The following is a 22706-nucleotide window of genomic DNA, read 5'->3' as shown; positions in this document are numbered from 1 at the left end:
CGCGATGCTCGGTCCCGGCTCAATCATCGAAGGATGCTCGGCTCGATCAGTCACTCGCCGTTGGTGGTTGTTCCCAGAGCGGTCGGCGGCGGGTCGTCCCTGCTCGACCAGTCACGAGGTGGGCTGGTCGAGCAGGAAGGGCACTCAGCAGATCAGGCGTCCCACCATGGGCGCAGGGGAAGGCTCTGGCGGCCCTTGTCGTCGAGCTTCACCGCGAGCACGTGGTGCAGCTGGACGATGTCGCGCTCGAAGCCGATCCGGCAGCCGGCCATGTAGAGGCCCCACAGGCGTGCGGTGCCGACACCGACCTCCTCGACCGCCTCGTCCCAGTGATCCACCAGGTTGCGGTTCCAGTCGCGCAGGGTGGATGCGTAGTGATAGCGGAAGTTCTCCTCGTGCACCACCTCGAGGCCGCCGATGTCCTGCATCTTGGAGATGATCTTGCCCGAGCCGGTGAGCTCACCGTCGGGGAAGACGTAACGGTCGATGAACGAGCCCGCCCGCGAACTCTTCATGTTGTCGGGCCGGGTGATGCTGTGGTTCAGGACGAGTCCGCCGACCCGCGCCTTGTCGCGCATGAACGAGAAATACGACGGGTAGTTGCCGACGCCGATGTGCTCGGTCAGGCCGATCGACGACACCGCGTCGAAATCGGACTCCGGGACATCGCGATAGTCGCTGTGCCGCACCTCGGCGAGGTCGGCGAGGCCCTCGTCGGCGATGGCCTGCTGCGCCCACTCGGCCTGCTCTGCCGACAGTGTCACGCCGAGCGCCTTCACGCCGCGGCGTGCGGCGTAGCGGACCATTCCGCCCCAGCCGCAACCGATGTCGAGCAGCCGATCACCCGGCTTGAGGCGCAGCTTGTCGAAGATCAGGCGGTACTTGTTCTCCTGGGCGGTCTCCAACGACGCATCCGCATCGGGGTACACCGCACAGGTGTAGGTCATCGACGGTCCGAGCACCCACTCGTAGAAGGCATTCGACACGTCGTAGTGGTAGCTGATCACCTCGGCGTCACGGGTCTTGCTGTGCCGCAGTCCTTCTGCGAAGCGACGCCACCGCGGCAGGGCCTCCTGGGGAGGCGGGGTGATGGGCTTGAAGTGCTCGATGCCCAGCGATCGGGCGATCTGGGCGAGGGCCAGCGGCGACGGACGCTTGAAGTTGAGGTCCTCGGCGAGCGCCTGCAGGGCCCCGTACGGGTCACCCGGATGCGCGCCGATCAGCTCCAGGTCACCGGAGACGTACGCACGTGCCAGACCGAGGTCACCGGGTGCGGTGACCAGGTAGGTGGTGCCGCGCGGCGTCTTCAGGTTCAGGCCGAACTCGGCGTCCTCCGGGCCTGCGGAGCTGCCGTCGTAGGCGGTGATGCGGATCTTGAGATCGCCACCGAGCAGCGTCTCGAAGATCTCCGCAAGACTCAGCTTGCCGTGGTGTACATCGGTTTTGGCAGGTGTGCCTTCTTCGAATGTGGTCATTGCTGCTTCACCGCTTTCGCATAGAGATCGAGCAGTCGGCCCCGAGGGTCGTACCGCTTCTTGAGCAGACGATAGTGGTCGCCCCCGTACAACTCATCGAATTCGTCGGGACTGTAGAAGGACTCCGAATACAAGGACTTGTGTCCGTCGAGATCGGCGACCTTGCGTTCGATGAGCTTGTTGGCGTGGCCCGGATCGCCCGGCGTGACCGGGACCGCCGACCAGAACCCGACGTTGACGTAGGTCCGGTCGGGCTGCAGGGGGTACAGCGGCCAGGGGCGGGACGGGTTGCCGTTGGCGGTGGCGACCTCGACAGAGGTGTCGAGTCGCAACGGGCACAACCAGATCGGCTCGATCGGGATGTTCGCCAGGAACCACTCCAGGTAGTCGGTGGTGTGCTCGATCGGGACCTCGATGTCCTGCACCACGCGCTCGTTGGCGGCCAGCCCCTTGCGCTTGTTGAGCCGGTCGGCGATGTCGTACTTCTTGTCGTAGCCGATCAACTTCCAGTAGAAACTGCTGCGCAACAACGACTTCGGCCAGAGCCGCCGGACTCGGGGATTCTGCGCCCCGAACGCCCGCGAGCACCAGAACCAGTCGGTGTCCCACCGCCACAGGTAGTCATGGATGGTCAGCCGGTCCCGCTTCGGGGTCTGCCCCGGCTCGTGCTGCAACGACCGGTAGAAGATGTCCATCCCGGTGTAGTCGCTGACCGGCCCGGCCTCGGCGGTCTGGCGTCCCAGGGTCAGATAGGCCTCGTCGGCGCTGAACACGGTGCCGTCGAGATAGTCGACCCGCTCGCCGTCGTAGGTCTTCTCGTCGACGATCGTGCTCATCGTCGATTCGAGCGCGCGCAGATCGGTGAACCGGATGTGGCGCAGCGCGACGAAGGGGTGGACCTCCTCCAGCTCGATCTTGAGGCGCACGGAGTAGCCGAGCGTTCCATACGAGTTGGGGAATCCGTAGAAAAGATCGGCGTGATCGTTTGTCGGGGTGGCGGTGATGATCTCGCCGTCGCCGGTGAGCACGTCGATCTCGAGGACCGACTCGTGCGGCAGGCCGTTGCGGAACGAAGTGGACTCGATCCCGAGACCGGTGACCGCACCACCGAGGGTGATGGTCTTGAGCTGCGGGACCACCTTGGGTGCCAGCCCGTACGGGAGGGTGGCCGCGACCAGGTTCTCGTAGGTGCACATCCCGGCGACGTCGGCGGTCCTGGCGTCGGCGTCGACGCTGATCACGCGGTCCAGTCCGGATACGTCGAGGCCGGGATAGGGGTTCTTGGCCCGCGTCCGGAAGAGGTTCGAGGTCTTCTTGGCCAGACGTACGGTGGCCTGCGGCGGAATCGCCCGATAACTCGCCAGAAGGGCAGCGACACCCTCGTCGAAGGCAGCGGTCCCCATCTCCATCTGTGCCGAGCTCACTTGGCTAGCCTAGGACGAGACCCGCACGCCCGCCAATCAGTGTCACACCACTGAGATCAGCTCGAGGAGAGTCCGCCCGTGGGAGAGATTTCCGCCAGCCAGTCGATCCAGATCGCCGCCGCACCCGATGTGGTGACCGGTGCCCTCGCCGACTACACCGAGGTCCGCCCGGCGATCCTTCCCGAGCAGTACCACGACTACAAGGTGCTCGAGGGTGGTACCGGCGACGGAACTGTCGTGCACTGGATCCTGCAGGCCACCAAGAGCCGGCAGCGTGATGTGAAGGCGTCGGTGTCGGTGGCCGGCTCCACCATCACCGAGCGCGACGCCAACTCGACGATGGTCACCACCTTCACCGTCACCCCCGCCGGTGGCGGCTCCGCGGTCACCGCGACCACCACCTGGACCAGCAATGCCTCGGGGATCGGCGGCTTCTTCGAGAAGACCTTCGCGCCCAAGGGCCTCGGCCGTATCCAGGCCGCACTGCTGGCCAACCTCAAGACCCGGCTGGAGAAGTAATACCCCCGCGGCGGCGGGGTCGGGCCCGGCCCTCGCCACTGCCACCGCGCGACGGCGTCGACGCCACCCGCGTGGTGCTGCGGGCGGGGCCTGAACTGACCGTCGGTGACTGCCTGCGGGCCACACCGGCGCTGGCCGACCTCGACGCCGCCGCCCTGATCGCGCGCGCCGACCGTGGGGAGATCGTCGACGCCGACGGTCGGCCGGTGGATCTGGATGCCCCGGCCCGCCTGAACACGTCGGTGTACCTCTACCGGGATCTGCCCGACGAGGTGCCGATCCCGTTCGACCTGCCGGTGCTGTACCGCGACGAGAACATCGTCGTCGTCGACAAGCCGCACTTCCTGGCCACGATGCCGCGGGGGAGGCACGTCACCCAGACCGCGCTGGTGCGTCTACGGCGAGAACTCGACAGCGACCTGGTGGCACCGGCGCATCGTCTGGACCGGCTGACCGCCGGCGTCCTGTTGTTCACCCTGCGGCCGCAGGTGCGGGCGGCCTACCAGGATCTGTTCGCGACCCGTCGCGCGGTGAAGGAGTATCGCGCGCTGGCCGGTCCGGCGGACTGGACGGGGACCGTGGAGGTACGCGACCGCATCGAGAAGACCGCCGGTGACCTGCGGGCCCTCGTCGTCGACGGTCCCGTGAATGCGATCAGCGAGATCACCGAGATCGAGCGCACCGACGCCGGATCGATCTATCGGCTGGTCCCGCACACCGGCCGCACCCATCAGCTGCGGCTGCACATGGCCTCGCTCGGGGTGCCGATCGTCGGCGATCCGCTCTACCCCGACGTCCGGCCGGATCTGGCCGAACGGCCCGACCACGGCGACTTCTCCGCACCGCTGAGGTTGGTCGCGCACAGCCTCGCCTTCACCGATCCGATCACCGGCGTGGACCGATGTTTCGCATCCCGGCGCAGCGTGGCCACCACCGCGGATACCCACTGAACGGGTTCGGGCGCCCACTCAACGGGTTGGGGCGCCCACTGAACGGGTTGGGGCGCCCGGTGAACGAGTTCAGGTGCCCAGTCAATGGGTCGGGGCGCCCACTCAACGGGTTGGGGCGCCCACTCAGCGGGTTGGGGCGCCCGGTGAACGAGTTCAGGCGCCCACTGAACGGGTTGGGGTGCCCACTGAACGGGTTGGGGCGCCCACTCAACGGGTTGGGGCGCCCGGTCGACGGGTTGGGGTGCCCGGTGAACGAGTTCGGGAAGTCGGTGAACCACAGCGACTACCCTGGCGACCTGTGACCATCCGCGCCTCGTACGAACGCCATCCCGATCTCGGCTGCGAGGCCGTGGTCTTCATCGACGACGAGTCGCTCTCGTGTTTCCAGATCCAGCGTGACCTGGTCGGCAGCCCCCGGCACGGCGACGGATATTGCGTCACCACCGGTGCGAGCGCACCCATCTACGGCGGCGCCATCCAGGACTGGCGCGTCGTCGACGGCAACCGACTGGAGTTCGTGCTCGGCCCGCGGGCGGTGCGGCTGTTCGGCGACGACACCCTGTCCTTCGAGATCACCCCGGTCGGTGAGGACACGGTCGACGACATCGTCGCGCACGTCGAACGGCTTCTGGACTGAGTACCGGGCTACCCTGGGACCCGTGACTCAACCTTTCGACCCCAGCGCACTCTTCGGCGGCGGTGCCGGCGGCGATAACCCGATGGCCGGTCTGCTCCAGCAGGCGCAGGCGATGCAGCAGCAGCTGATCAACGCACAGAACGAGATCGCGGCGACCGAGGTCACCGGCACCGCCGGAAACGGCCTGGTCACCGTGACCGGCAACGGCACCGGTGAGATCACCGCGATCACCATCGACCCCAAGGTCGTCGACCCCGACGACGTCGAGACCCTGCAGGACCTGGTGCTCGGCGCACTCGCGGATCTGTCGCAGAAGCGTGAGACACTCGCCGGTGAGAAGATGGGCCCGCTGGCCGGTGGCCTCGGCGGTGGCCTCCCGGGACTGGGCTGACCCGTCCCGACCCGACCCGCCGAGTGAGGAAAGTACCGCGCACCCATGTATGAGGGACCGATCCAGGATCTGATCGACGAACTGGCCAAACAGCCGGGTCTCGGCCCCAAGGGTGCCCAGCGGATCGCTTTTGCCCTGCTCGCGGGCGAGAAGAACGAGATCGACCGGCTGATCGCCGCACTCGGCCACGTCCGCGACGACGTCACGTTCTGCGCCGAATGCGGCAATGTCTCGGCCAACACACTGTGCCGCATCTGCTCGGATCCGCGGCGCGACGCCACCAAGATCTGCGTCGTCGAAGAACCCAAGGACGTGCACGCGATCGAGCGCACCAAGGAGTTCAACGGCCGCTATCACGTACTCGGCGGTGCGCTGGATCCGTTGTCGGGGATCGGTCCCGACCAGCTACGGATCCGGGAACTGCTGCGGCGGCTCGGCACCTCCGCCGACGGCGAGGACGTGTCCGAGGTGATCGTGGCCACCGACCCCAACACCGAGGGCGAGGCCACCGCCACCTACCTGCTGCGGATGCTCAAGGACTTCCCGGGCCTGAGCGTCACCCGACTGGCGTCCGGGCTGCCGATGGGCGGCGACCTGGAGTTCGCCGACGAACTCACCCTGGGGCGTGCACTCTCGGGTCGGCGGGTCCTGGTCTGAGGACCGCCGCGGCCCCGATAGGGTGACGGCCCATGACCACCGCGCCCTCGCGCTCCGCCCAGCCGACCCCGGCCGTCCCCGAACTCGACGCCGCGTTGAGCACCCAGCTCGACGACCTCGCCGCCGAGATGGTCTCGGGCATCGTCGCGATCGACGGGCCGTCGGGTGCGGGAAAGTCGACGGTGGCCGACGCGCTCGTGGCCCGGCTGCGCGCCCGCGGAACCGGCGTGGTGCTGGTCCGCACCGACGACTTCGCCACCTGGGACGACCCGGTCGCATGGTGGCCGGAGCTGGAATCGGAAGTGCTGCACAGCTTTGTGCGCCGTCGCGACTACCGGTACCGGCCCCGCGTGTGGGTCGACGGACGCCCCGAGGCCGGTAGCCGTATCTGGTACCGCTGGGAGCCGCTGCTGGTGATCGAGGGGGTGTCGTCGGCCCGGCGCCGCATCGCCGACCGCCTCACCTACTCACTGTGGCTCGACGGTGCACCCGCCACCGAACGCCTCGAGCGGGCCGTCGCCCGGGACGGGGAGCCGTCGCGTCCGTTCCTGGAGCGCTGGCAGCAGTTCGAGCGCGGATGGTTCGCCGTCGACCGCACCCGCGACCGCTGTCGGGTACTGGACTGAGTCGCCGTGGTTGCGTAGCGAGGTCGGGTGCGGAGGTCTCGACACGACTTGTCGCTGCGCTCCTCGTCGGCTCGACCGGCGATGCTCTTGTCGCTGTGTTTCTTGTCGCCTCGACCGGTGGTGTTGTTGGTGCTGTGTTTCCTGTCGGTTCGGCCGGCGATGATCTGGTCGCTGTGCCCCACGTCGGTTCGGCCGGCAGTGTTCTTGCTGCGGCGCTTCTCGTCGCCTCGACCGGCGGTGGTGTGTCGAGCCGGTCGGGGTCGGGTGTCGCGGCGACCCGTCCGGTGGGGTTAGCGTCGAAGGGTGGCCGCCTATCCCAGCATCGCCGCACTCGACGCCGAGCTGATCGAGTGCCGGGCCTGCCCGCGCCTGGTCGCCTGGCGTGAGCAGGTGGCGCGGGAGAAACGTGCCGCCTTCGCCGATCAGGAGTACTGGGGCCGACCGGTCCCCGGATTCGGGGACGAACACGCGCGCATGATGATCCTCGGGTTGGCCCCCGCCGCGCACGGCGCCAACCGCACCGGCCGCATGTTCACCGGCGACCAGAGCGGCGACGTGCTGTTCAAGGCGCTCTACGACGTCGGACTGGCCAGCCGTCCGACGGCGGTGTCGGCCGATGACGGGATGGAACTGTACGGGGTGCGGATGACCGCGCCGGTCCGCTGCGCCCCGCCGCAGAACAAACCGACACCGGCCGAGCGGGATCGGTGTGCCACCTGGCTCGAAGCCGAACTCGCTTTGCTCGCACCGACTTTGCGGTCGGTACTGGTGCTCGGCGCGTTCGGCTGGCGCAGTGCGCTGACCGGGTTCGCGTCGATGGGCTGGACGGTGGACCGGCCGCGACCGAAGTTCGGACACGGCGCGCGCACCACCATCCGGCGGCCGCGCGCCGACGACGGTACCGGGGCATCGTCAACCGCCGCCGAGGAACTCACCGTCTTCGGCAGCTATCACGTCAGCCAGCACAACACCTTCACCGGCCGGCTCACCCCAGAGATGCTGCGGGCGGTGATCCGCGACGCGGCCGGAGCCGCCGGGTTGTCGACCGATTGAACCCTTTTGCCGGTATCGCCTGCGCAAACGCGGGATCGACGCCGATCTACGCGCGTACCGTGGTGCCATGGGATCGGGACGCGGGAAGACCTGCCGCTGCGGTCATCCGCGGTCGTCGCACGAGCACTACCGGCCGGGGTCGGACTGCGCCGAGTGCGGCAAGGCCGGATGCACGCGGTACCGGCCGCATCGGTTCTGGCACCGCACGACCGGCCCGCAGGACAGGTCAGCCGCGGCGGCCGGCGGCGAGACGCTCGGTGCGCAGCCGGTCTACCTGTGGGAGGTCGAGCGGCGCAAGCGAATCCGTCCCGAGGGCCCGGGCGAGGAGAAGATCGGCTAGTTCCGGATTGCGGGCCAGTGCCGGACCGTGCATGTACGTGCCGATCACCGAACCCTGCACCACGCCCTCGGTGCCGTCACCCACACCGTTGCCGACGCCGTGCCGCACCGTTCCCAGCGGGGTGGCATCGCTGCCGAGAGTCGTACCGCCACGGTGGTTTTCGAATCCGCTGAGCGGTTGGGAGAGCCCGACCATCACCGGTGTGGTGACCAGTTCGCCGATGCTGCGGGTCGCCTGCGGGGAGGTGGTCAGGTCGAACAGCGAGATCCCGTCCACGCGTTCCCCGGCCGAGGTCTCATACCAGTGCCCGAGCACCTGGATCGCGGCGCAGATCGCCAGCACCGGACGGCCCGCCGCCGCGGCCCGCTGCAGACCCGGGTACCGGGTGAGGTGGCGGGTGGCCAGCCGCTGGGCGTAGTCCTCGGCACCGCCGAGGGTGTAGACGTCGAGGGAGTCGGGCACCTCGTCGTCGAGGGTGATCTGCACGATCTCGGCGTCGATGCCGCGCATCCGTGCGCGTTGCCGCAGGACCAGCGCATTGCCGCCGTCGCCGTAGGTACCCATCACGTCGGGCAGGACCAGGCCGATCCGCAGGGTCGATTCGCTCACTGCCGTGCCTCCCGGGCTCGTTCCAGCGCCACGCCGAGATCCCGGAACGCGGTGTAGTTGGCCAGCACCTCCACCCGTCCCGGCGGGCAGGACGCGATGGCCTTCAGCGGATCGGGGATGGTGGTGTGCTCGGCGCCCGCGTACAGCAGCCGCACCGACAGGTCGGCGGCCCGCTCCCCGGCGGCCACCACCTGCATGGTCTCGAACGCCTCGAACCGCACATCCCACAGCCACGACAGGTCCTCGCCGTCGGGTACCTGACCGTTGACCGCGATGACCAGGCCGTCGGCGTCCTGATCGATCATCGACAGTGCCTCCTGCCAGCCCGCCGGGTTCTTCGCCAGCAGGGTGCGCACCGAGTGCCGGCCGATCTGGGCGACGCCGTAGCGGCCGGCCACCTCACCGACGGTCTGCACCGCGGCGGTGGCCTTGCCCGGGTCGGCGCCCATCGCGACCGCGGCCGCGACCGCCTGGGTGGCGTTGCCGCGATTGGCGCGGCCGGGCACGGCCAGCTGCATCGGGGCGACGAAGCCGTCGGGACCGTAGATGAACTCGTCGTCGAACCACCAGGCCGGGGCGGGCCGCCGGAAGTTCTCGTCGCCGGTGCTGTACCAGCCGTCGGCGTCGCGGACGATCGGTTCACCGGTGCGCGGGCAGCTCACCGAGTCGCCCACCCAACCGGCGCCCGCGGCCACCCAGATCACCGTCGGCGCGTCGAAGGCGACCGAGGTCACCAGCACGTCGTCGCAGTTGGCGACGATGGTGGCGTCCGGATGCCGGACGATGCCCTCACGCAGCCGGCGTTCGATCATGTTGATCTCGCCGACCCGGTCGAGCTGGTCGCGGGAGAGATTCAGCATCACCAGCACCTCGGGGGAGGTCGCGTCGGAGACGTGCGGGACGTGCAGCTCGTCCACCTCGAGTGCGGCGATCGGGGCCGACCGCTGCAGGCTGAGGGTGGCGATGATGCCGGCGTCCATGTTGGCGCCGTCGGCCTGGGTGGCCACCTCACCGAGCTCGGCGAGGGCGGCGGCGGTCATCCGCGTGGTGGTGGACTTGCCGTTGGTGCCGGTGATCAGCGCGGTGCGCTTGCCTGCGGCCAGCCGGGACATGATCTGCGGATCGATCTTCTCGGCGACCAGGCCACCGATCATCGACCCCTTTCCGCGGCCGGCGGTGCGGGAGGCCCAGCGGGCGGTCGCCGCGGCGGCCAGGGCCAGCGAGGTACGCAGGGGAACAGACATGCCGTCGAGTCTGGCACAGGGCCGGTGACGGTGCGTTCGGGTGCGGACGGGGTAGGCTCACCAGGCGTGACCAAGGCCACACAGTCCTCGCTCCCGCTTCCGCTCCGTCCGGCACGTGCCGCCGTCCGTCTGGCCGGAAGACTGCCCGCCGGTCTGGCGTCCGCGCTGTCGCGCTGGTGCCCGGTCAACGCCGACGGCGAGCACCTGGCCCCCGAGGCGTGGCTCGCCTCGATGTCCACCGCGGTGATGCCCGGCGGTGACATGAGCGGTGCGACGATCCCCGCGGCCCGTCGCAACCTCGAGATCAACTCCGCGCTGGTCGCGGAGAAGACACCCGAGCTGTCGGTGGTGGAGGACCTGCTCCTCGACGGTCCCGACGGTCCGATCGGGGCCACCCGCTACCGGGCCGAGACCAGCTCGATCGGCCTGGTCGTGTTCTTCCACGGCGGCGGATTCGCCCTGGGCAGCCGCGCCACCCACGACGCCTATGCGCGGCGCCTGGCCCTCGACACCGGTGCCGACGTGCTGTCGGTGGAGTACCGGCTGGCCCCCGAGCACCCGTTCCCCGCCGCCGTCGACGACGCCCTCGCCGCCTGGCGGTTCGCCGTCGACGCGGCCCCGCGCTGGGGACTCGATCCCCGGCGCATCGTGGTCGCCGGCGACAGTGCCGGCGGCAACCTGGCCGCAGTGGTGTCCCAGCACGTACGGGGTGAGGACATCACCCCGGTGCTGCAGTTGCTGATCTATCCGCTGACCGACCTCGACCGGAACGGTGGCTCCCGCGACGAGTTCGCCGTCGGCTACTTCCTCACCGCCGAGCGGATCGACTGGTTCACCGACCACTATGTGCCTGCGGGCATCGACCACACCGATCCGCGCCTGTCGCCGCTGTATGCCGCCGACCTCGCGGGCCAGCCGCGGGCACATGTCGTCGTCGCCGGCTTCGATCCGCTGCGTGACGAGGGACTCGACTACGCCGCAGCCCTCGAACGCGCCGGGGTGCCCACCACGCTGCAGCGGGAGGGCGGACTCATCCACGGCTTCGTCAACATGGTCGCGACCGGCCCCACCCCGCGTCGGGCCGTGTCACGTATGCACCAGGCCGTCGTCGACGCGCTGGGCTGACACCCGACGAATCCGGGTCGCCGGGTCCAACTCGCCCGGTGCCACGGTCCGCTGACCGGGCGCATCTTCGCGTTGACCGGGCGCCGGAACACGTTGACCGGGCGCTACTTCGCGTTGACCGGGCGCCGGAACACGTTCACCGGGCGCCGGAATACGTTCACCGGGCGCCGGAATACGTTCACCGGGCGCCGGAATACGTTCACCGGGCGCAACTTCGCGTTGATCGGGCGCCGGAATACGTTCACCGGGTGCAACTTCGCGTTGACCGTGCACGGCCGGGCGGGACCGGGGCGCCGCGAGGACCCCGACGGCGCAGCCGGCGATCACCAGCGCGGCACCACCGATCTCGACCCAGGTGGGCTGCTCGCCCAGCAACGCCCAGGAGGCGCTGATCCCGACGATCGGAACCAGCAGCGACATCGGGGCGACGCGGCTGGCCGGGTAGCGCTTCATCAGCCCCGACCACAGACCGGCGCCGACGATCGTGCCGAGCAGGACGACATAGGCCAGACCGGCCAGCGCGGTCAGACCCGACGACGTGCCGAGTGTGGTCAGCGATTCCAGATCGGCCGCCGGGCCGTCGATCAGCAGGCTCATCGCCAGCAGCGGGATGGGTGGCACCACCGACAGCCACAGCGTCAGGCGCAGCGAATCATCCATCAGCCCACGGGGTTTTCCGGGGGTGCCCTCGGTGAGTGCGCGCCGGCTACCGATGTTGCCGATGGCCCACGACAGACCGGCGAGCACGGTCAGCACGATCGGGACGACGACACCACCGACGCCGATGTCGCTGTGGCCTGCCCGGTCGACGCCGATCACCACGATACCGACGACCGCGGCCAGGATGCCGAGAAGCTGTGCGGGCACGACGCGTTCACGCAGGAACACCACACCCAGCAGGACGGTGAACGGTGCCGAGGTCTGCAACACCAGCGATGCCAGGCCCGTCGGCATACCGAGATCCATGGCGAGGAACAGCAGGGCGAACTGACCGAAGCCGAATCCCAAGGCGTACAGCAGGAACCAGCGCATCCGAACCCGGGGGAAGCGGACGAATGCGATCACCGGCAACGCCATCACGGCAAACCGCAACGAGGCGAACAGGAATGGGGGAAAGTGCTCCAGGCCGACGTGGATCGCGATGAAGTTCAGTCCCCACAGCACGATGACGGTGAGTCCGAGGCAACGGTCGCGAGTGGTCATGCATCCATCGTCACGATTCGATCGATGAAGCACAATTGAAATTAACTGTACTAACTCATCAGAATTGCTACACAGTCTTAGATCCCGCCGATACCCTTGCCGACCAGCACCGCGCCGATCACCAGGATCAGTACCGCCATCACGGTCTTGTTGTTGGCCTCGAGCCATGCCTTGAGGTGATCGAGCGGATCGCGCAGACGGTCGGCCGCGGCGAGGTAGGCGATCACCGGGACCAGGACGGTGCTCGCGGCGAGGGCCACGAAGATCGCGATGGTCCCGATGAGCTGTCCGGTGCCGAGATCGGCTGCGCCGATGGCGATTCCGGCACCGATGCACATCATCAGGTTCTTCGGGTTGATCGCCGCGAGGGCGAAGCCGATGCCGGCGGCCGCCGGTGCCTTCATCTCGTCGATGGCCCGCATCCATGCGGGTGTGCCGGCGTCGGCGTCGCGGGTCCGCCATTGGCGTAGGCCGTCGGCGAGCAGCACGATGCCGAGCGCCAGCTTGATCCAACCCGTCGTCGACGACGCCCCGTCATCGGTCGAGATCGCACCGCCGACGATGACGAAGATCACCGTCGCGACCAGGATTCCCGCCACCCAGCCGACGCCGAATCCGATGCTGGTGGAGCGGGCGCGCGTGCCCAGCATCATGAGGATCGCCGCGATCAGCGGGACCGGGGACACGGCCACGCCGACCGCCAGGGGCAGGATCTCGCCGATGACGGTGTTCATGGGTGGCCTTTCCCTTCGCGCCCGAGCGTCGCCGGCGGGGACGTCGTCGGCCCTCGTCGACGTCCCCACCATCCCGCGGCCCCGGCCGCAGCACATCATCCGTGAGGGATGATGTCCGGCGATCCGGCCCCGCCGACCGGTCGGGAATAGAATCGGACCGCAGTCCGGTTGCTTCCGGTATGACTAAGAAGATCGGGTTCCTCTCGTTCGGTCACTGGTCGGACGGGCTCGGTTCGCAGGCGCGGACGGCGGCCGACGTGTTGCACCAGTCGATCGACCTCGCCGTGGCCGCCGAAGAACTCGGCGCCGACGGCGCCTACTTCCGGGTGCACCACTTCGCTCAGCAGCTGGGCTCACCCTTCCCGCTGCTCGCCGCGGTCGGTGCCCGGACCTCGAGCATCGAGATCGGCACGGGTGTCATCGACATGCGCTACGTCAACCCGTTCGGGTTCGTCGAGGACGCCGGCGCCGCCGACCTGATCTCGGACGGACGCCTGCAACTCGGGATCTCGCGGGGATCCCCGGAGCAGGTCATCGACGGCTGGCGGTACTTCGGCTTCGCGCCCGCCGAGGGCGAGACCGACGCCGACATGGCGCGCCGGCACACCGAGCTGACCCTGGAACTGCTCAAGGGACAGGGCTTCGCCCGGCCCAACCCGCGGCCGATGTTCCCCAATCCGCCGGGGCTGCTTCGCCTCGAGCCGCATTCGGAGGGGCTGCGCGAGCGGATCTGGTGGGGTGCGGGCAGTCGCGCCACCGCCGAGTGGACCGCGGAGCAGGGGATGAACCTGATGTCCTCGACGCTGCTCACCGAGGACACCGGGGTGCCGTTCCACCAGCTGCAGGCCGAACAGATCGAGCGCTTCCGCGATGCGTGGAAGCTGGCCGGTCACGAGTGGGAGCCGCGGGTGTCGGTGAGCCGCAGCATCTTCGCGCTCACCAACGACACCGATCGCGCCTACTTCGGCCGCGAACGCAACGGCACCGACCAGGTCGGTCACATCGACGGCGGGATCGCGCGCTTCGGCAAGTCCTATGCCGACGAGCCGGACAAGCTCGTCGAGCAACTCCGTGAGGACGAGGCGATCGCCGCGGCGGACACTCTGCTGCTGACGGTGCCCAACCAACTCGGCGTCGAGTACAACGCGCACGTGATCGAGTCGATCCTGACCCACGTCGCACCGGCGCTCGGCTGGCGCTGAGCAACCCGATCCCGTCGCGAGGCGGGGCCGACCGTCGACGACCCGCTCCCGACCGGGCGGGTCGTCGACGGTCGGCGGGCGTCACCCCAGGTCACGATTGAGCACCACTGTGCATGCAGGTGTTGTTGTTGCCGGTGTTTCTCGCCGATGCTGCACTCGTGATGCTGACGAAGCGATCCGTCCTGTCCGCGGTCGCGGTGGTCATGATGGTCCTGACCGGGGCGCTGGTCTCGCCGGGGGTCGCCGGTGCCGCGCCGAATCCCTCGTGGCGCTACACGCTGGTCGGTTTCAGCAAGGCCACCGACCGCGCCATGGACGTCTACCAGTCGTCGGATGCCACGACCTTCGACCTGCTCCAGCAGGCCGCCTACCGGCCCGCGTCCGGACGGGTGCGTGACCCGAGCATCTTCCGGCACACCGACGGGTACTACTACCTCACCTACACCACCGCCGACGGCGCGAACATCGGCTTCGCCCGCAGCCCCGACCGCATCCGGTGGACCCAGATGCCGAACTGGCCGGTTCCGCTGTGCTGCGCCTTCCTGCCGGGCACCGGCGACGGCCGCGGACTCGGGTCGTCGAGCGGCCCCGGCTCGTCGGGGTCGGCGGGCTCCAGCGACGGCCCGTCGCTCTCGCCGTTCACCACCAAGGCGTGGGCGCCGGAATGGTTCGTCGAGGGTGGGCGCGTCCACATCATCCTGTCGATGTCGACCGGTGGGGGATTCGTCCCGTATCTGATGACCGCACTCGACCCGTCCCTGCGAAGGTGGAGCTTTCCGGTGCCGATCGCCGGTATCGGGGCCGACCACATCGACACCACCGTCGTGAAGGTGGGATCGACCTACCACGCCTTCACCAAGAACGAGACCAAGAAGTTCATCCAGCACGCCGTCGCATCGTCGTTGGCGGGGCCCTATCGCTTTGTCACACCGGGAAACTGGGGAAACTACGTCGAGGGCCCGGCGGTCATCCAGCTGCCCGACGGTGCCTGGCGGATCTACCTCGACGCCTACACCACGGGCAAGTACGTCTACTCCGACAGCACCGACGGCATGCGCACCTGGTCTCCGGTGAAGGTGTTGCCCGGATTGTCCGGAACCATCCGGCATGTCGGCGTGATGCGTGAGCCTGCCTGAGGTCACACCCGACGGCTCGCCGCGGCACGAGATGTCGGGCGGGTCGTCGAATCGGGCCCGCAGGCGAACCCGGTGACCGACACTGGGGATCGGACACGCACGCATGCGACACCGATCCCAGGAGGTCTGCCGAGATGGGAACGCTGTGTTACGGGGGTTCGATTTCGCTCGACGGGTACCTCGCCGACGCCGACGGTGATTTCGGGTGGTACGTCCCGAGTGAGCCGGTCTTCGCCAGTCACGTCGACCGGATGGCCGAGGTGTCGACGGAAGTGCTGGGCCGCAACACCTATGCACTGATGCGGTATTGGGAGTCCGAGCCGGACGACGGCTGGAACCGCCTGGAGAAGGAGTTCGCGCGGCGATGGCGCGACATCGACAAGGTGGTGGCGTCGTCGACCCTCACCCGCGCCGGTCTCGGCTCCGATCGCGACCGGCTGGTCGCCGACCTGGGGCTGGACGAACTCCGCGAGATCGTCGGCGCGGCAACCGGATTGGTCGAGATATTCGGGCCCACCGTCGCGGCCGCCGCGATTCGTGCGGGACTGGTCACCGACTTCCGGTTCTATGTGGTCCCGGTGCTGATGGGCGGCGGTCTACGCGCACTACCCGACGGCGTCCGCCTGGACCTGCGCCTCGTCGAACACCGGACCTTCGACGACGGCGTCACCTACCTCCGCTACGTCCCGCGCTGACGACCGCCACCGGTCCCGCGAACACCGGTCCCGCGAGCGCGGGGTCCCCGGGGGCCGGTTCCGCTGCGATCGGGGTCACGCCGGCTGTTCGACGAGGTCACGCAGCCGCGCGAGATCGTCGGCCACCATCGCGGCGTCCTGCTCGAACTGCTCGTCGGACATGTCGAGTTGCCGGAGGGTGAACACCACCTCGGCGCCGTCCGGATGGGCGAGGACACGGATCGGGTTGGTGACGACGACCCCGTTCGGCAGGGTCACGTCGTGGTCGAGGATGCCGAAGTCGTTGCGCTCGACGAATCTCACCGTCACCTCACCCATCGGCGAGTCCGCGACCAGCAGGTCGCCGCGTCGGGTGACGGTGGACCGGGCGAGTCCGGCGGCCCATCGTGGCAGGTTGTCGGGGTCGGCGGCGAAATCGTAGACCCGGGCCACGGGCACGGCGATCACCTGGCTGACATGTCGGCTGCGCATGAATCCGATGATCGCACGTGCCACCGACATTCCGGAGCGTCTCCGACGGTCCCGGACATCCCAGTAGGATCGGCCGGATGGAGGTGCGCCGGCTGCGGTTGTTGCGCGAATTCGCCGACCGCGGCTCGATCGGGGCGGTGGCCGATGCGCTGCACATGACGCCGTCGGCGGTGTCGCAGCAGCTCAAGGTCCTCGCCGAGGAGGCCGGTGTCGCGCTCCTCGAGCCGGACGGGCGGGGAATCCGGCTCACCGATGCGGGCGGTGCCCTGGTGCTTCGTGCCGACGAGGTGATCGCCGCGGTCGAGCGTGCCCAGGAAGAGATGGCGTCCTATCGTTCCGGTCAGGCCATGGTGCGGCTGGCGATGTTCCCGTCGGGATCGACGCTGTTGCTGCCCGGGGTCCTCGACCGTGCGGCGGCGTCGGGAATCGACGTGCGGGCGGTTCATCTCGACGTCGAATATGCCAATGCGGCACCGGGTCTGGCAGATTTCGACATCGTCGTCACGCATCGGGGCGAGCGCACGGCGTCGATGTCGGCGCCGCGGGTGCGGGTGACCGAACTGATGCGGGAGCCGGTCGACGTGATCGTCGCAGCCGACTCGGACCTGGCCGGTGCCGATCGCGTGCCGGTTGCCGACCTGGCCGACCGGGACTGGATCAGCGTGGAGGGTGGCTTCCCGGTGGACGATGTGCTGCAGTCGATCTCGGCGTTCACCGGGGTGGCGCCCCGGGTGACGCAGCGGATGCTGGACTTCACCACCATCGAGGCCCTGGTCGCCGGGGGTCACGGGATAGCGCTGATGCCGCGGTATGCGGTGCGGCATCCGGGCGTGCATCGGCTGGAGTTGGCCGGTGTGCGGGCGGCGAGGGTCTACGAGGCGCTCACCCGGCCTCGCGTCCGACGTGCGATCACCACCGTCGAGGAGCATCTGCGGCAGGTCGCGGAGTCGGTCCGGGCCCGTTGACCGGTCCGGGGTGCCCGCGAGACGGGTTCCAGGGTTGTGTTCCGGCCGAAACTAGGATATCCAACTAAATGGGATTCCAACGTTCACCGCAGGAGGAAGTCGATGGCCGGGACGTCGAACAGTGAGGTATCGGTGGGCGAACCGTCGATCAAGACCCACCGCAACGGGCACGTCGGGGTGATCGAGCTCAACCGCCCCAAGTCGATCAACGCCCTCGATCACGAGATGGCGCTGGCCATGGAACGCACCCTGCGGGAGTGGGAGACCGACGACTCGGTGGCCACCGTGGTGGTGCGCGGCGCGGGTGATCGCGGACTCTGCGCCGGCGGCGACATCGTCGCCATCCATCGCGATGCCAAGGAACTCTCGGCGACCGGGGCCCGCGGTGATCGCGCCGATCGCGCCGCCGCCGACAGCCCGTCGGGACGGTTCTGGCGCGACGAATACCGCCTCAACCACTACATCTCCCGCTACCCCAAGCCCTATGTCGCCCTGATGGACGGCATCGTCATGGGTGGTGGCGTGGGGATCTCGGCCCACGGCAACACCCGCATCGTCACCGACCGCACCCGCCTGGCCATGCCCGAGGTGGGCATCGGCTTCGTGCCCGACGTCGGGGGCACCCATCTGCTCGCCCGCGTGCCCGACCAGCTGGGCACCTACATGGCGCTGACCACGGCCCCCGCGAACGGGGCCGATGCGGTGGCACTGGGAATCGCCGACCACTACGTCCCGGCCGAGAGCCTCGACGCACTCGTCGACGCGCTGGCCACCCGCCCGGTGGGCGACGTGCTGGCCGAGTTCGCGGTGGAACCGCCCGCCTCGTCTCTGCATGGCGACGGTGAGTGGATCGCCGAGGCCTTCGCCACCGACGACGTCGCCGAGATCATCGCGAACTGCCGCGCCGTCGGCTCCGAGGGCGCGACCAAGACCGCCGACAAGATCGAGTCGAAAAGCCCACTGGCCCTGCGGGTCGCGCTGCGCTCCCTGCGTGAGGCCGCGGCCACGCCGTCGCTGGCGGAATCCCTGCGCCGTGAATACCGGGTGTCGCTGCGATCGCTGCTGCATCCCGACATGGCCGAGGGGATTCGCGCCCAGGTGATCGACAAGGACCGCAACCCGCAGTGGCAGCCGGTCGCCGACTTCACCTCCGCCACGATCGACGACTTCTTCGCGCAACTGCCCGACGATGTCGAACTGGCCGACGCCGATCGACTCGACAACCCCGACCCCCAGGAGATCTCGAATGTCTGAGCCCACCACGATCCTCGTCGAACGCCGCGACCGCGTCGGCCTGATCACGCTGAACCGACCGAAGGCCCTCAATGCGCTCAACAGTGAGCTCATGACCGAGGTTGTCGCCGCCGCAACCGAATTCGACGCCGATCCGGGTATCGGTGCCATCGTGATCACCGGTTCGGAGAAGGCCTTCGCCGCCGGTGCCGACATCAAGGAGATGTCGTCGAAGACCTATGCCGACGTCGTCAGCCAGCAGTTCTTCGGCGCCTGGGACGATCTCTCGCGTCTGCGCACCCCGATCATCGCCGCCGTCACCGGGTACGCACTCGGCGGCGGCTGCGAACTGGCGATGCTGTGCGACACCATCATCGCCGGTGAGAACGCCCGCTTCGGCCAGCCCGAGATCAACCTCGGCGTGATCCCCGGCATCGGCGGATCGCAGCGTCTGACCCGTGCGGTCGGCAAGGCCAAGGCGATGGACATGGTCCTGACCGGTCGCCAGATGAAGGTCGACGAGGCCGAGCGCGCCGGCCTGGTCTCCCGCGTGGTGCCCACCGAGAAGTGCCTGGAGACCGCACTCGAGGCGGCCGCGGTGATCGCCTCCAAGTCGGCGATCGCCACCGCGCTGGCCAAGGATGCGGTCAACCGTGCCTTCGAGTCGAGCCTGGTGGAGGGTGTGCGCGCCGAGCGGGCACTGTTCTACTCGACCTTCGCCACCGACGACCAGACCGAGGGGATGGCCGCCTTCGTCGAGAAGCGGGAGCCGAACTTCACCCACCGGTGATCCCCAGCGACACGCCGTGACCGCGCCGATCGACTCCTGTCAGTCGATCGGCGCCGTCGTGTTCCGGTGTCGTCCGGGTCGGGTGGTGCCGTCACCGGTGCAGATCTCGTGCATTCTCATCCTCGAAGAATGAGGTCACGACGGCGCATACGGTGCCAGACTGAGGGGCATGACCTCCGGACTACCGAGCTCTGACGCCGAAGTCGACATCGGACCGATCGACTATCTCGTCATCGAATTCCCCACCGACGCCCGATTCGACGGGAGCGGACTCGCGCATCTGCGTGATGTCGTCGACCGGGACATCATCCGCGTTCTCGACCTCGCCTTCATCCGGCACGACGGGGACACCGTCGTCGCCATCGACGTCGCCGACCTGGGCATCGTGGGCGACCTCGACGCCGCACTGTTCGCCGAGGCGGCGACCGGACTGATCGACGACGAGGACATCGCCGAGGTCGGTGCGATCCTCGAGCCCGGCCATGCCGCTGCGGTGATCGTCTACGAGAACCATTGGGCCGCACCACTGGCATCGGCACTGCGCCGCACCGGCGCCGAGCTGATCGCCGCCGGCCGGATTCCGGTCGACGAGGTGGTCGCCGCACTCGACGACCTCGACGGAGGATAGGTCGGCCGCCCCGGCCGGAGAACCGATCATCGCGAGTACAACACCAGCAGCGAGTGGAGAAGGAGAGAAGAGAATGCCCGGACTTCTACGGGGGGTGGCACGGACGGCCGTGATCGCCGGTACCGCGACCTCGGTGTCGAACAGGGTGTCGCGGCGCCAGGGCCGACGATGGGCGCAGCAGGACGCCCAGCAGGAGGCGGCCGATCAGTACACCGCACAGCAACAAGCAGCGGCCCAACAGGCAGCGGCACAGCAGGCTGCGGCGCAGGCCCCTGCGGCACAGCAGACCGACAACCGGATCGCGCAATTGCAGCAGTTGGCCGATCTGCGGTCGCAGGGAATTCTCACCGACGAAGAATTCGCCGCAGAGAAACAGCGCATACTTTCATCCTGATCGAAAGAGCACAAGTGGGAGTTTGTGCCCAGAATGCGTCTAATCGGTGCCATTGCCACGTACGGTCATCCTAGGTAGAGGATGCTCTCAGTGATCGACTAACTTGGGATTCACTATCGTGGTTTCCGCCATTGCGTGGGGCAATGGCATTCGCTGGCAGCAGACCGATATCGGTGTCTGCAGGATGGAGGCACAATGACGACGAGCGGAAGTATCAACGACGGGTCGCCCTCGACCGAACAGAATTGGGCGGCAGGACTGTCGATCGTAGCGGCGGTCGTTCTACTGATCACCGGAATCCTCCAGTTCTTCCAGGGGATCTCGGCGGTTCGCAAGGACACGTTGCTGGTGTTCACCGGCGACTATGTCTTCAAGTTCAACCTGACCACCTGGGGCTGGATCCACATCGTCGTCGGCTTGATCGTCGCCGTCGTCGGACTGGCTCTTTTCTTCGGTGCCACATGGGCCCGTGCACTGGCGATCGTCGTCCTGGCGATCTCGGTGATCCTGAACTTCCTGTGGATTCCGTACTACCCGTGGTGGTCGATCATCCTGATCATTCTCGGTGTCATCGGCATTTGGGCCGTTGCCGCCTGGAACACCGACGAAGAATAGCGAGAAACGACATGGACGCTCCGATTTCCACGATCGACAATCCTCGGGAACATCGGAGCGCCGCAGAACGGGAGGCGCTGGGCCGACAGGCCCGCGAGCGCCTCCCGTTGTCGTCGCTGGGCGACTTCGACGAGGAGTCCACACGCGACCCGGTCGAGCTGCTGTTGTCGCAGAGCGCCACCCGGGTCCCCGAGCTCGTTCCCATCCGGCACGGGCGGATGGCGCAGACCCCGTTCACGTTCTATCGCGGCGCCGCCCTCGTCATGGCCGACGATCTCTCCCGCACGCCACATTCGGGTCTGCAGGTACAGCTCTGCGGCGATGCACACCTGAGCAACTTCGGCCTGTACGCCACCCCGGAACGCCAGTTGACCTTCGACGTCAACGACTTCGACGAGACCTACCCGGGGCCGTTCGAGTGGGACGTCAAGCGACTCGCGGCGAGTCTCACGATCGCCGCCCGCCACAACGGCTTCGAACCCAAGACAGCGAAGAAGATCGCCCGCGCCTGTGCCGACGAGTACCGGTCGTCGATGGCCGAGCTGGCCGCTCTGGGAACCCTGAAGAGCTGGTATCAGCATGCGATCCCGACCGACACGCTGGAACAGCTGGGCCCGCTGCTCAGTCCCAAGATGGCCAAGTCCGTCCGCAAGACCATCACCAAGGCATGGCAACGCGACTCGCTGCAGGCGACGTCCAAGCTGACCACGGTGATCGACGGTGAGCTGCGATTCGTCGACCAGCCGCCGCTGATCGTGCCGGTGGAACGGCTCCTGGGCGACGACGTCGCCGCCATCTTCTACGACGAGATCGCCTCGCGGTATGTGGACTTCCGGCTCACCATGGAACCCCACCATCAGGTGCTGCTGGACAAGTTCCGGGTCGTCAAGATGGCGCGCAAGGTGGTCGGAGTGGGCAGCGTCGGCACCCAGGCATGGGTGCTGCTGCTCGAGGGCAAGGACGCGGGCGATCCTCTCATCCTGCAGGCGAAGGAAGCCCAACGGTCGGTCCTCGACCGGTATCTCGACGGTCCCGAGTACGGCAACCAAGGTGAACGTGTGGTGCGCGGCCAGAAGCTGACCCAGGCGGTCAGCGACATCTTCCTGGGCTGGAACGGCGGCGCCGGAATCGACGGCACCCACCGTGACTTCTATCTTCGACAGCTCCGAGACGCCAAGGGGTCCTTCGTCGTCGAGGTGTTCGACCAGAACGCCCTGGCGATCTACGGTCGCGTGTGTGCCCGCGTCCTGGCCTATGGTCACGCACGCTCGGGCGACCCGCTGGCGATCTCCGCCTATCTGGGGAAGACCGACGAGTTCGACCGTTCCATCGGACGATTCGCGACACGCTACGCCAAGCGCAATGCCAAAGACCACACCGAATTCGTCGCCCGGATCGATGCCGGACAGGTCCCGGCGATGTTCGACGTCTGAGAGCGCTGCTCGGCCGGATCGGCCACTGGCTGTGGGTGGTTCAGCCGATGAGGAGTGGAGCGACGAGGCGTGTCGAAACCTCTGATGGCCGGCGGTGTGGGGTGGTGGCGGGGGACATGGTTGTCGTGCGGGATTTCGACTCGGGTCCTCGCCCTTC

Annotated in this window: 25 protein-coding genes; 18 read left to right on the top strand and 7 right to left on the bottom strand. The window is 68.2% G+C overall.

All coding sequences use genetic code 11. The features are described 5' to 3' along the window. Positions 1-152: 152 nt before the first annotated feature. Positions 153-1475 (bottom strand): class I SAM-dependent methyltransferase, encoded by a 1323-nt coding sequence (locus GD1_RS19460; protein WP_020792317.1) that lies wholly within the window; start codon positions 1473-1475, stop codon positions 153-155. Next, on the bottom strand, positions 1472-2878 hold the full coding sequence (locus tag GD1_RS19455) for an FAD-binding oxidoreductase (protein ID WP_059039211.1): 1407 nt from the start codon (positions 2876-2878) through the stop codon (positions 1472-1474). The genes GD1_RS19460 and GD1_RS19455 overlap by 4 nt, the downstream gene beginning before the upstream one ends. A 99-nt stretch (positions 2879-2977) precedes the next feature. Between GD1_RS19455 and GD1_RS19450 the strand changes: the two genes are divergently transcribed. From GD1_RS19450 to GD1_RS19420, 7 genes are all read left to right on the top strand, one after another. Further along, positions 2978-3418, top strand: a complete 441-nt coding sequence (locus tag GD1_RS19450) for an SRPBCC family protein (RefSeq protein WP_020792321.1) — start codon at positions 2978-2980, stop codon at positions 3416-3418. A gap of 71 nt (positions 3419-3489) precedes the next feature. Next, positions 3490-4368, top strand: a complete 879-nt coding sequence (locus GD1_RS19445) for a pseudouridine synthase (protein WP_059039210.1) — start codon at positions 3490-3492, stop codon at positions 4366-4368. 298 nt (positions 4369-4666) lie between these two features. Next, on the top strand, positions 4667-5005 hold the full coding sequence (locus GD1_RS19440; RefSeq protein ID WP_053777045.1) for a hypothetical protein: 339 nt from the start codon (positions 4667-4669) through the stop codon (positions 5003-5005). 22 nt (positions 5006-5027) lie between these two features. Continuing rightward, positions 5028-5396 (top strand): YbaB/EbfC family nucleoid-associated protein, encoded by a 369-nt coding sequence (locus tag GD1_RS19435; RefSeq protein WP_020791402.1) that lies wholly within the window; start codon positions 5028-5030, stop codon positions 5394-5396. Between the two features lie 45 nt (positions 5397-5441). Then, complete coding sequence (gene recR, locus GD1_RS19430; RefSeq protein ID WP_020791401.1) at positions 5442-6053, top strand: recombination mediator RecR; 612 nt, start codon at positions 5442-5444, stop codon at positions 6051-6053. A gap of 128 nt (positions 6054-6181) precedes the next feature. After that, the gene (locus GD1_RS19425; RefSeq protein WP_053777065.1) at positions 6182-6679 is read left to right on the top strand and encodes a uridine kinase family protein; all 498 of its coding nucleotides are present in this window, start codon (positions 6182-6184) and stop codon (positions 6677-6679) included. 303 nt (positions 6680-6982) lie between these two features. After that, positions 6983-7732 carry a uracil-DNA glycosylase gene (locus GD1_RS19420; protein ID WP_059039209.1) on the top strand — a complete coding sequence of 250 codons (750 nt, stop codon included), beginning with the start codon at positions 6983-6985 and terminating at the stop codon, positions 7730-7732. A gap of 226 nt (positions 7733-7958) precedes the next feature. Here GD1_RS19420 and GD1_RS19415 read toward each other — a convergent pair whose 3' ends face one another. Both GD1_RS19415 and GD1_RS19410 read right to left on the bottom strand, forming a co-directional pair. Next, positions 7959-8681, bottom strand: coding sequence for a type 1 glutamine amidotransferase (locus GD1_RS19415; RefSeq protein WP_053777048.1), 723 nt, complete (start codon positions 8679-8681; stop codon positions 7959-7961). Further along, positions 8678-9925 carry a Mur ligase family protein gene (locus tag GD1_RS19410; protein ID WP_059039208.1) on the bottom strand — a complete coding sequence of 416 codons (1248 nt, stop codon included), beginning with the start codon at positions 9923-9925 and terminating at the stop codon, positions 8678-8680. The genes GD1_RS19415 and GD1_RS19410 overlap by 4 nt, the downstream gene beginning before the upstream one ends. A 66-nt stretch (positions 9926-9991) precedes the next feature. On the opposite strand from GD1_RS19410, the gene GD1_RS19405 reads away from it, so the two are divergent. Beyond that, positions 9992-11050, top strand: a complete 1059-nt coding sequence (locus GD1_RS19405; protein WP_059039207.1) for an alpha/beta hydrolase — start codon at positions 9992-9994, stop codon at positions 11048-11050. Here GD1_RS19405 and GD1_RS19400 read toward each other — a convergent pair. Beyond that, a complete protein-coding gene (locus GD1_RS19400; protein WP_238404082.1) occupies positions 11012-12253 on the bottom strand; it encodes an EamA family transporter in 1242 nt (413 codons plus the stop codon). The genes GD1_RS19405 and GD1_RS19400 overlap by 39 nt on opposite strands. 77 nt (positions 12254-12330) lie before the next feature. Beyond that, the gene (locus tag GD1_RS19395; protein ID WP_020793758.1) at positions 12331-12987 is read right to left on the bottom strand and encodes a GAP family protein; all 657 of its coding nucleotides are present in this window, start codon (positions 12985-12987) and stop codon (positions 12331-12333) included. Between the two features lie 179 nt (positions 12988-13166). Between GD1_RS19395 and GD1_RS19390 the strand changes: the two genes are divergently transcribed. The 3 genes from GD1_RS19390 to GD1_RS19380 all read left to right on the top strand — a co-directional run bounded on the left by GD1_RS19390 (position 13167) and on the right by GD1_RS19380 (position 16020). Next, complete coding sequence (locus GD1_RS19390) at positions 13167-14189, top strand: LLM class flavin-dependent oxidoreductase (RefSeq protein ID WP_053776627.1); 1023 nt, start codon at positions 13167-13169, stop codon at positions 14187-14189. Between the two features lie 113 nt (positions 14190-14302). After that, the gene (locus GD1_RS19385; protein WP_053776628.1) at positions 14303-15325 is read left to right on the top strand and encodes a glycoside hydrolase family protein; all 1023 of its coding nucleotides are present in this window, start codon (positions 14303-14305) and stop codon (positions 15323-15325) included. 134 nt (positions 15326-15459) lie between these two features. Then, positions 15460-16020, top strand: coding sequence for a dihydrofolate reductase family protein (locus GD1_RS19380; RefSeq protein WP_020791788.1), 561 nt, complete (start codon positions 15460-15462; stop codon positions 16018-16020). A 75-nt stretch (positions 16021-16095) separates the two neighbouring features. Here the strand turns inward: GD1_RS19380 and GD1_RS19375 are convergent, their stop codons facing one another. After that, positions 16096-16491 (bottom strand): SRPBCC family protein, encoded by a 396-nt coding sequence (locus GD1_RS19375; RefSeq protein WP_053776636.1) that lies wholly within the window; start codon positions 16489-16491, stop codon positions 16096-16098. A 77-nt stretch (positions 16492-16568) separates the two neighbouring features. On the opposite strand from GD1_RS19375, the gene GD1_RS19370 reads away from it, so the two are divergent. The 7 genes from GD1_RS19370 (at position 16569) to GD1_RS19340 (ending at position 22549) form a co-directional block, all read left to right on the top strand. Next, positions 16569-17456 (top strand): LysR family transcriptional regulator, encoded by an 888-nt coding sequence (locus GD1_RS19370; RefSeq protein WP_059039206.1) that lies wholly within the window; start codon positions 16569-16571, stop codon positions 17454-17456. Between the two features lie 102 nt (positions 17457-17558). Then, positions 17559-18710 (top strand): enoyl-CoA hydratase/isomerase family protein, encoded by a 1152-nt coding sequence (locus GD1_RS19365; protein WP_059039205.1) that lies wholly within the window; start codon positions 17559-17561, stop codon positions 18708-18710. Next, a complete protein-coding gene (locus tag GD1_RS19360; RefSeq protein WP_059039204.1) occupies positions 18703-19479 on the top strand; it encodes an enoyl-CoA hydratase in 777 nt (258 codons plus the stop codon). The genes GD1_RS19365 and GD1_RS19360 overlap by 8 nt, the downstream gene beginning before the upstream one ends. Positions 19480-19648: 169 nt before the next feature. Next, entirely contained in the window at positions 19649-20107 is a 459-nt protein-coding gene (locus GD1_RS19355) for a DUF6325 family protein (RefSeq protein ID WP_020791909.1), read from the top strand. Between the two features lie 73 nt (positions 20108-20180). After that, positions 20181-20501 (top strand): SHOCT domain-containing protein, encoded by a 321-nt coding sequence (locus GD1_RS19350; protein WP_053776630.1) that lies wholly within the window; start codon positions 20181-20183, stop codon positions 20499-20501. A 195-nt stretch (positions 20502-20696) separates the two neighbouring features. Beyond that, complete coding sequence (locus GD1_RS19345; protein ID WP_020791914.1) at positions 20697-21116, top strand: DUF7144 family membrane protein; 420 nt, start codon at positions 20697-20699, stop codon at positions 21114-21116. Between the two features lie 11 nt (positions 21117-21127). Next, positions 21128-22549, top strand: coding sequence for a DUF2252 domain-containing protein (locus tag GD1_RS19340; RefSeq protein WP_053776631.1), 1422 nt, complete (start codon positions 21128-21130; stop codon positions 22547-22549). The last annotated feature ends 157 nt before the right edge of the window (positions 22550-22706 follow it).

Source organism: Gordonia desulfuricans NBRC 100010 (assembly GCF_001485495.1).
Lineage (GTDB): Bacteria > Actinomycetota > Actinomycetes > Mycobacteriales > Mycobacteriaceae > Gordonia > Gordonia desulfuricans.
The sequence above is the reverse complement of the archived record's forward strand: the minus strand, read 5'-3'. Positions and strand labels throughout refer to the sequence as shown.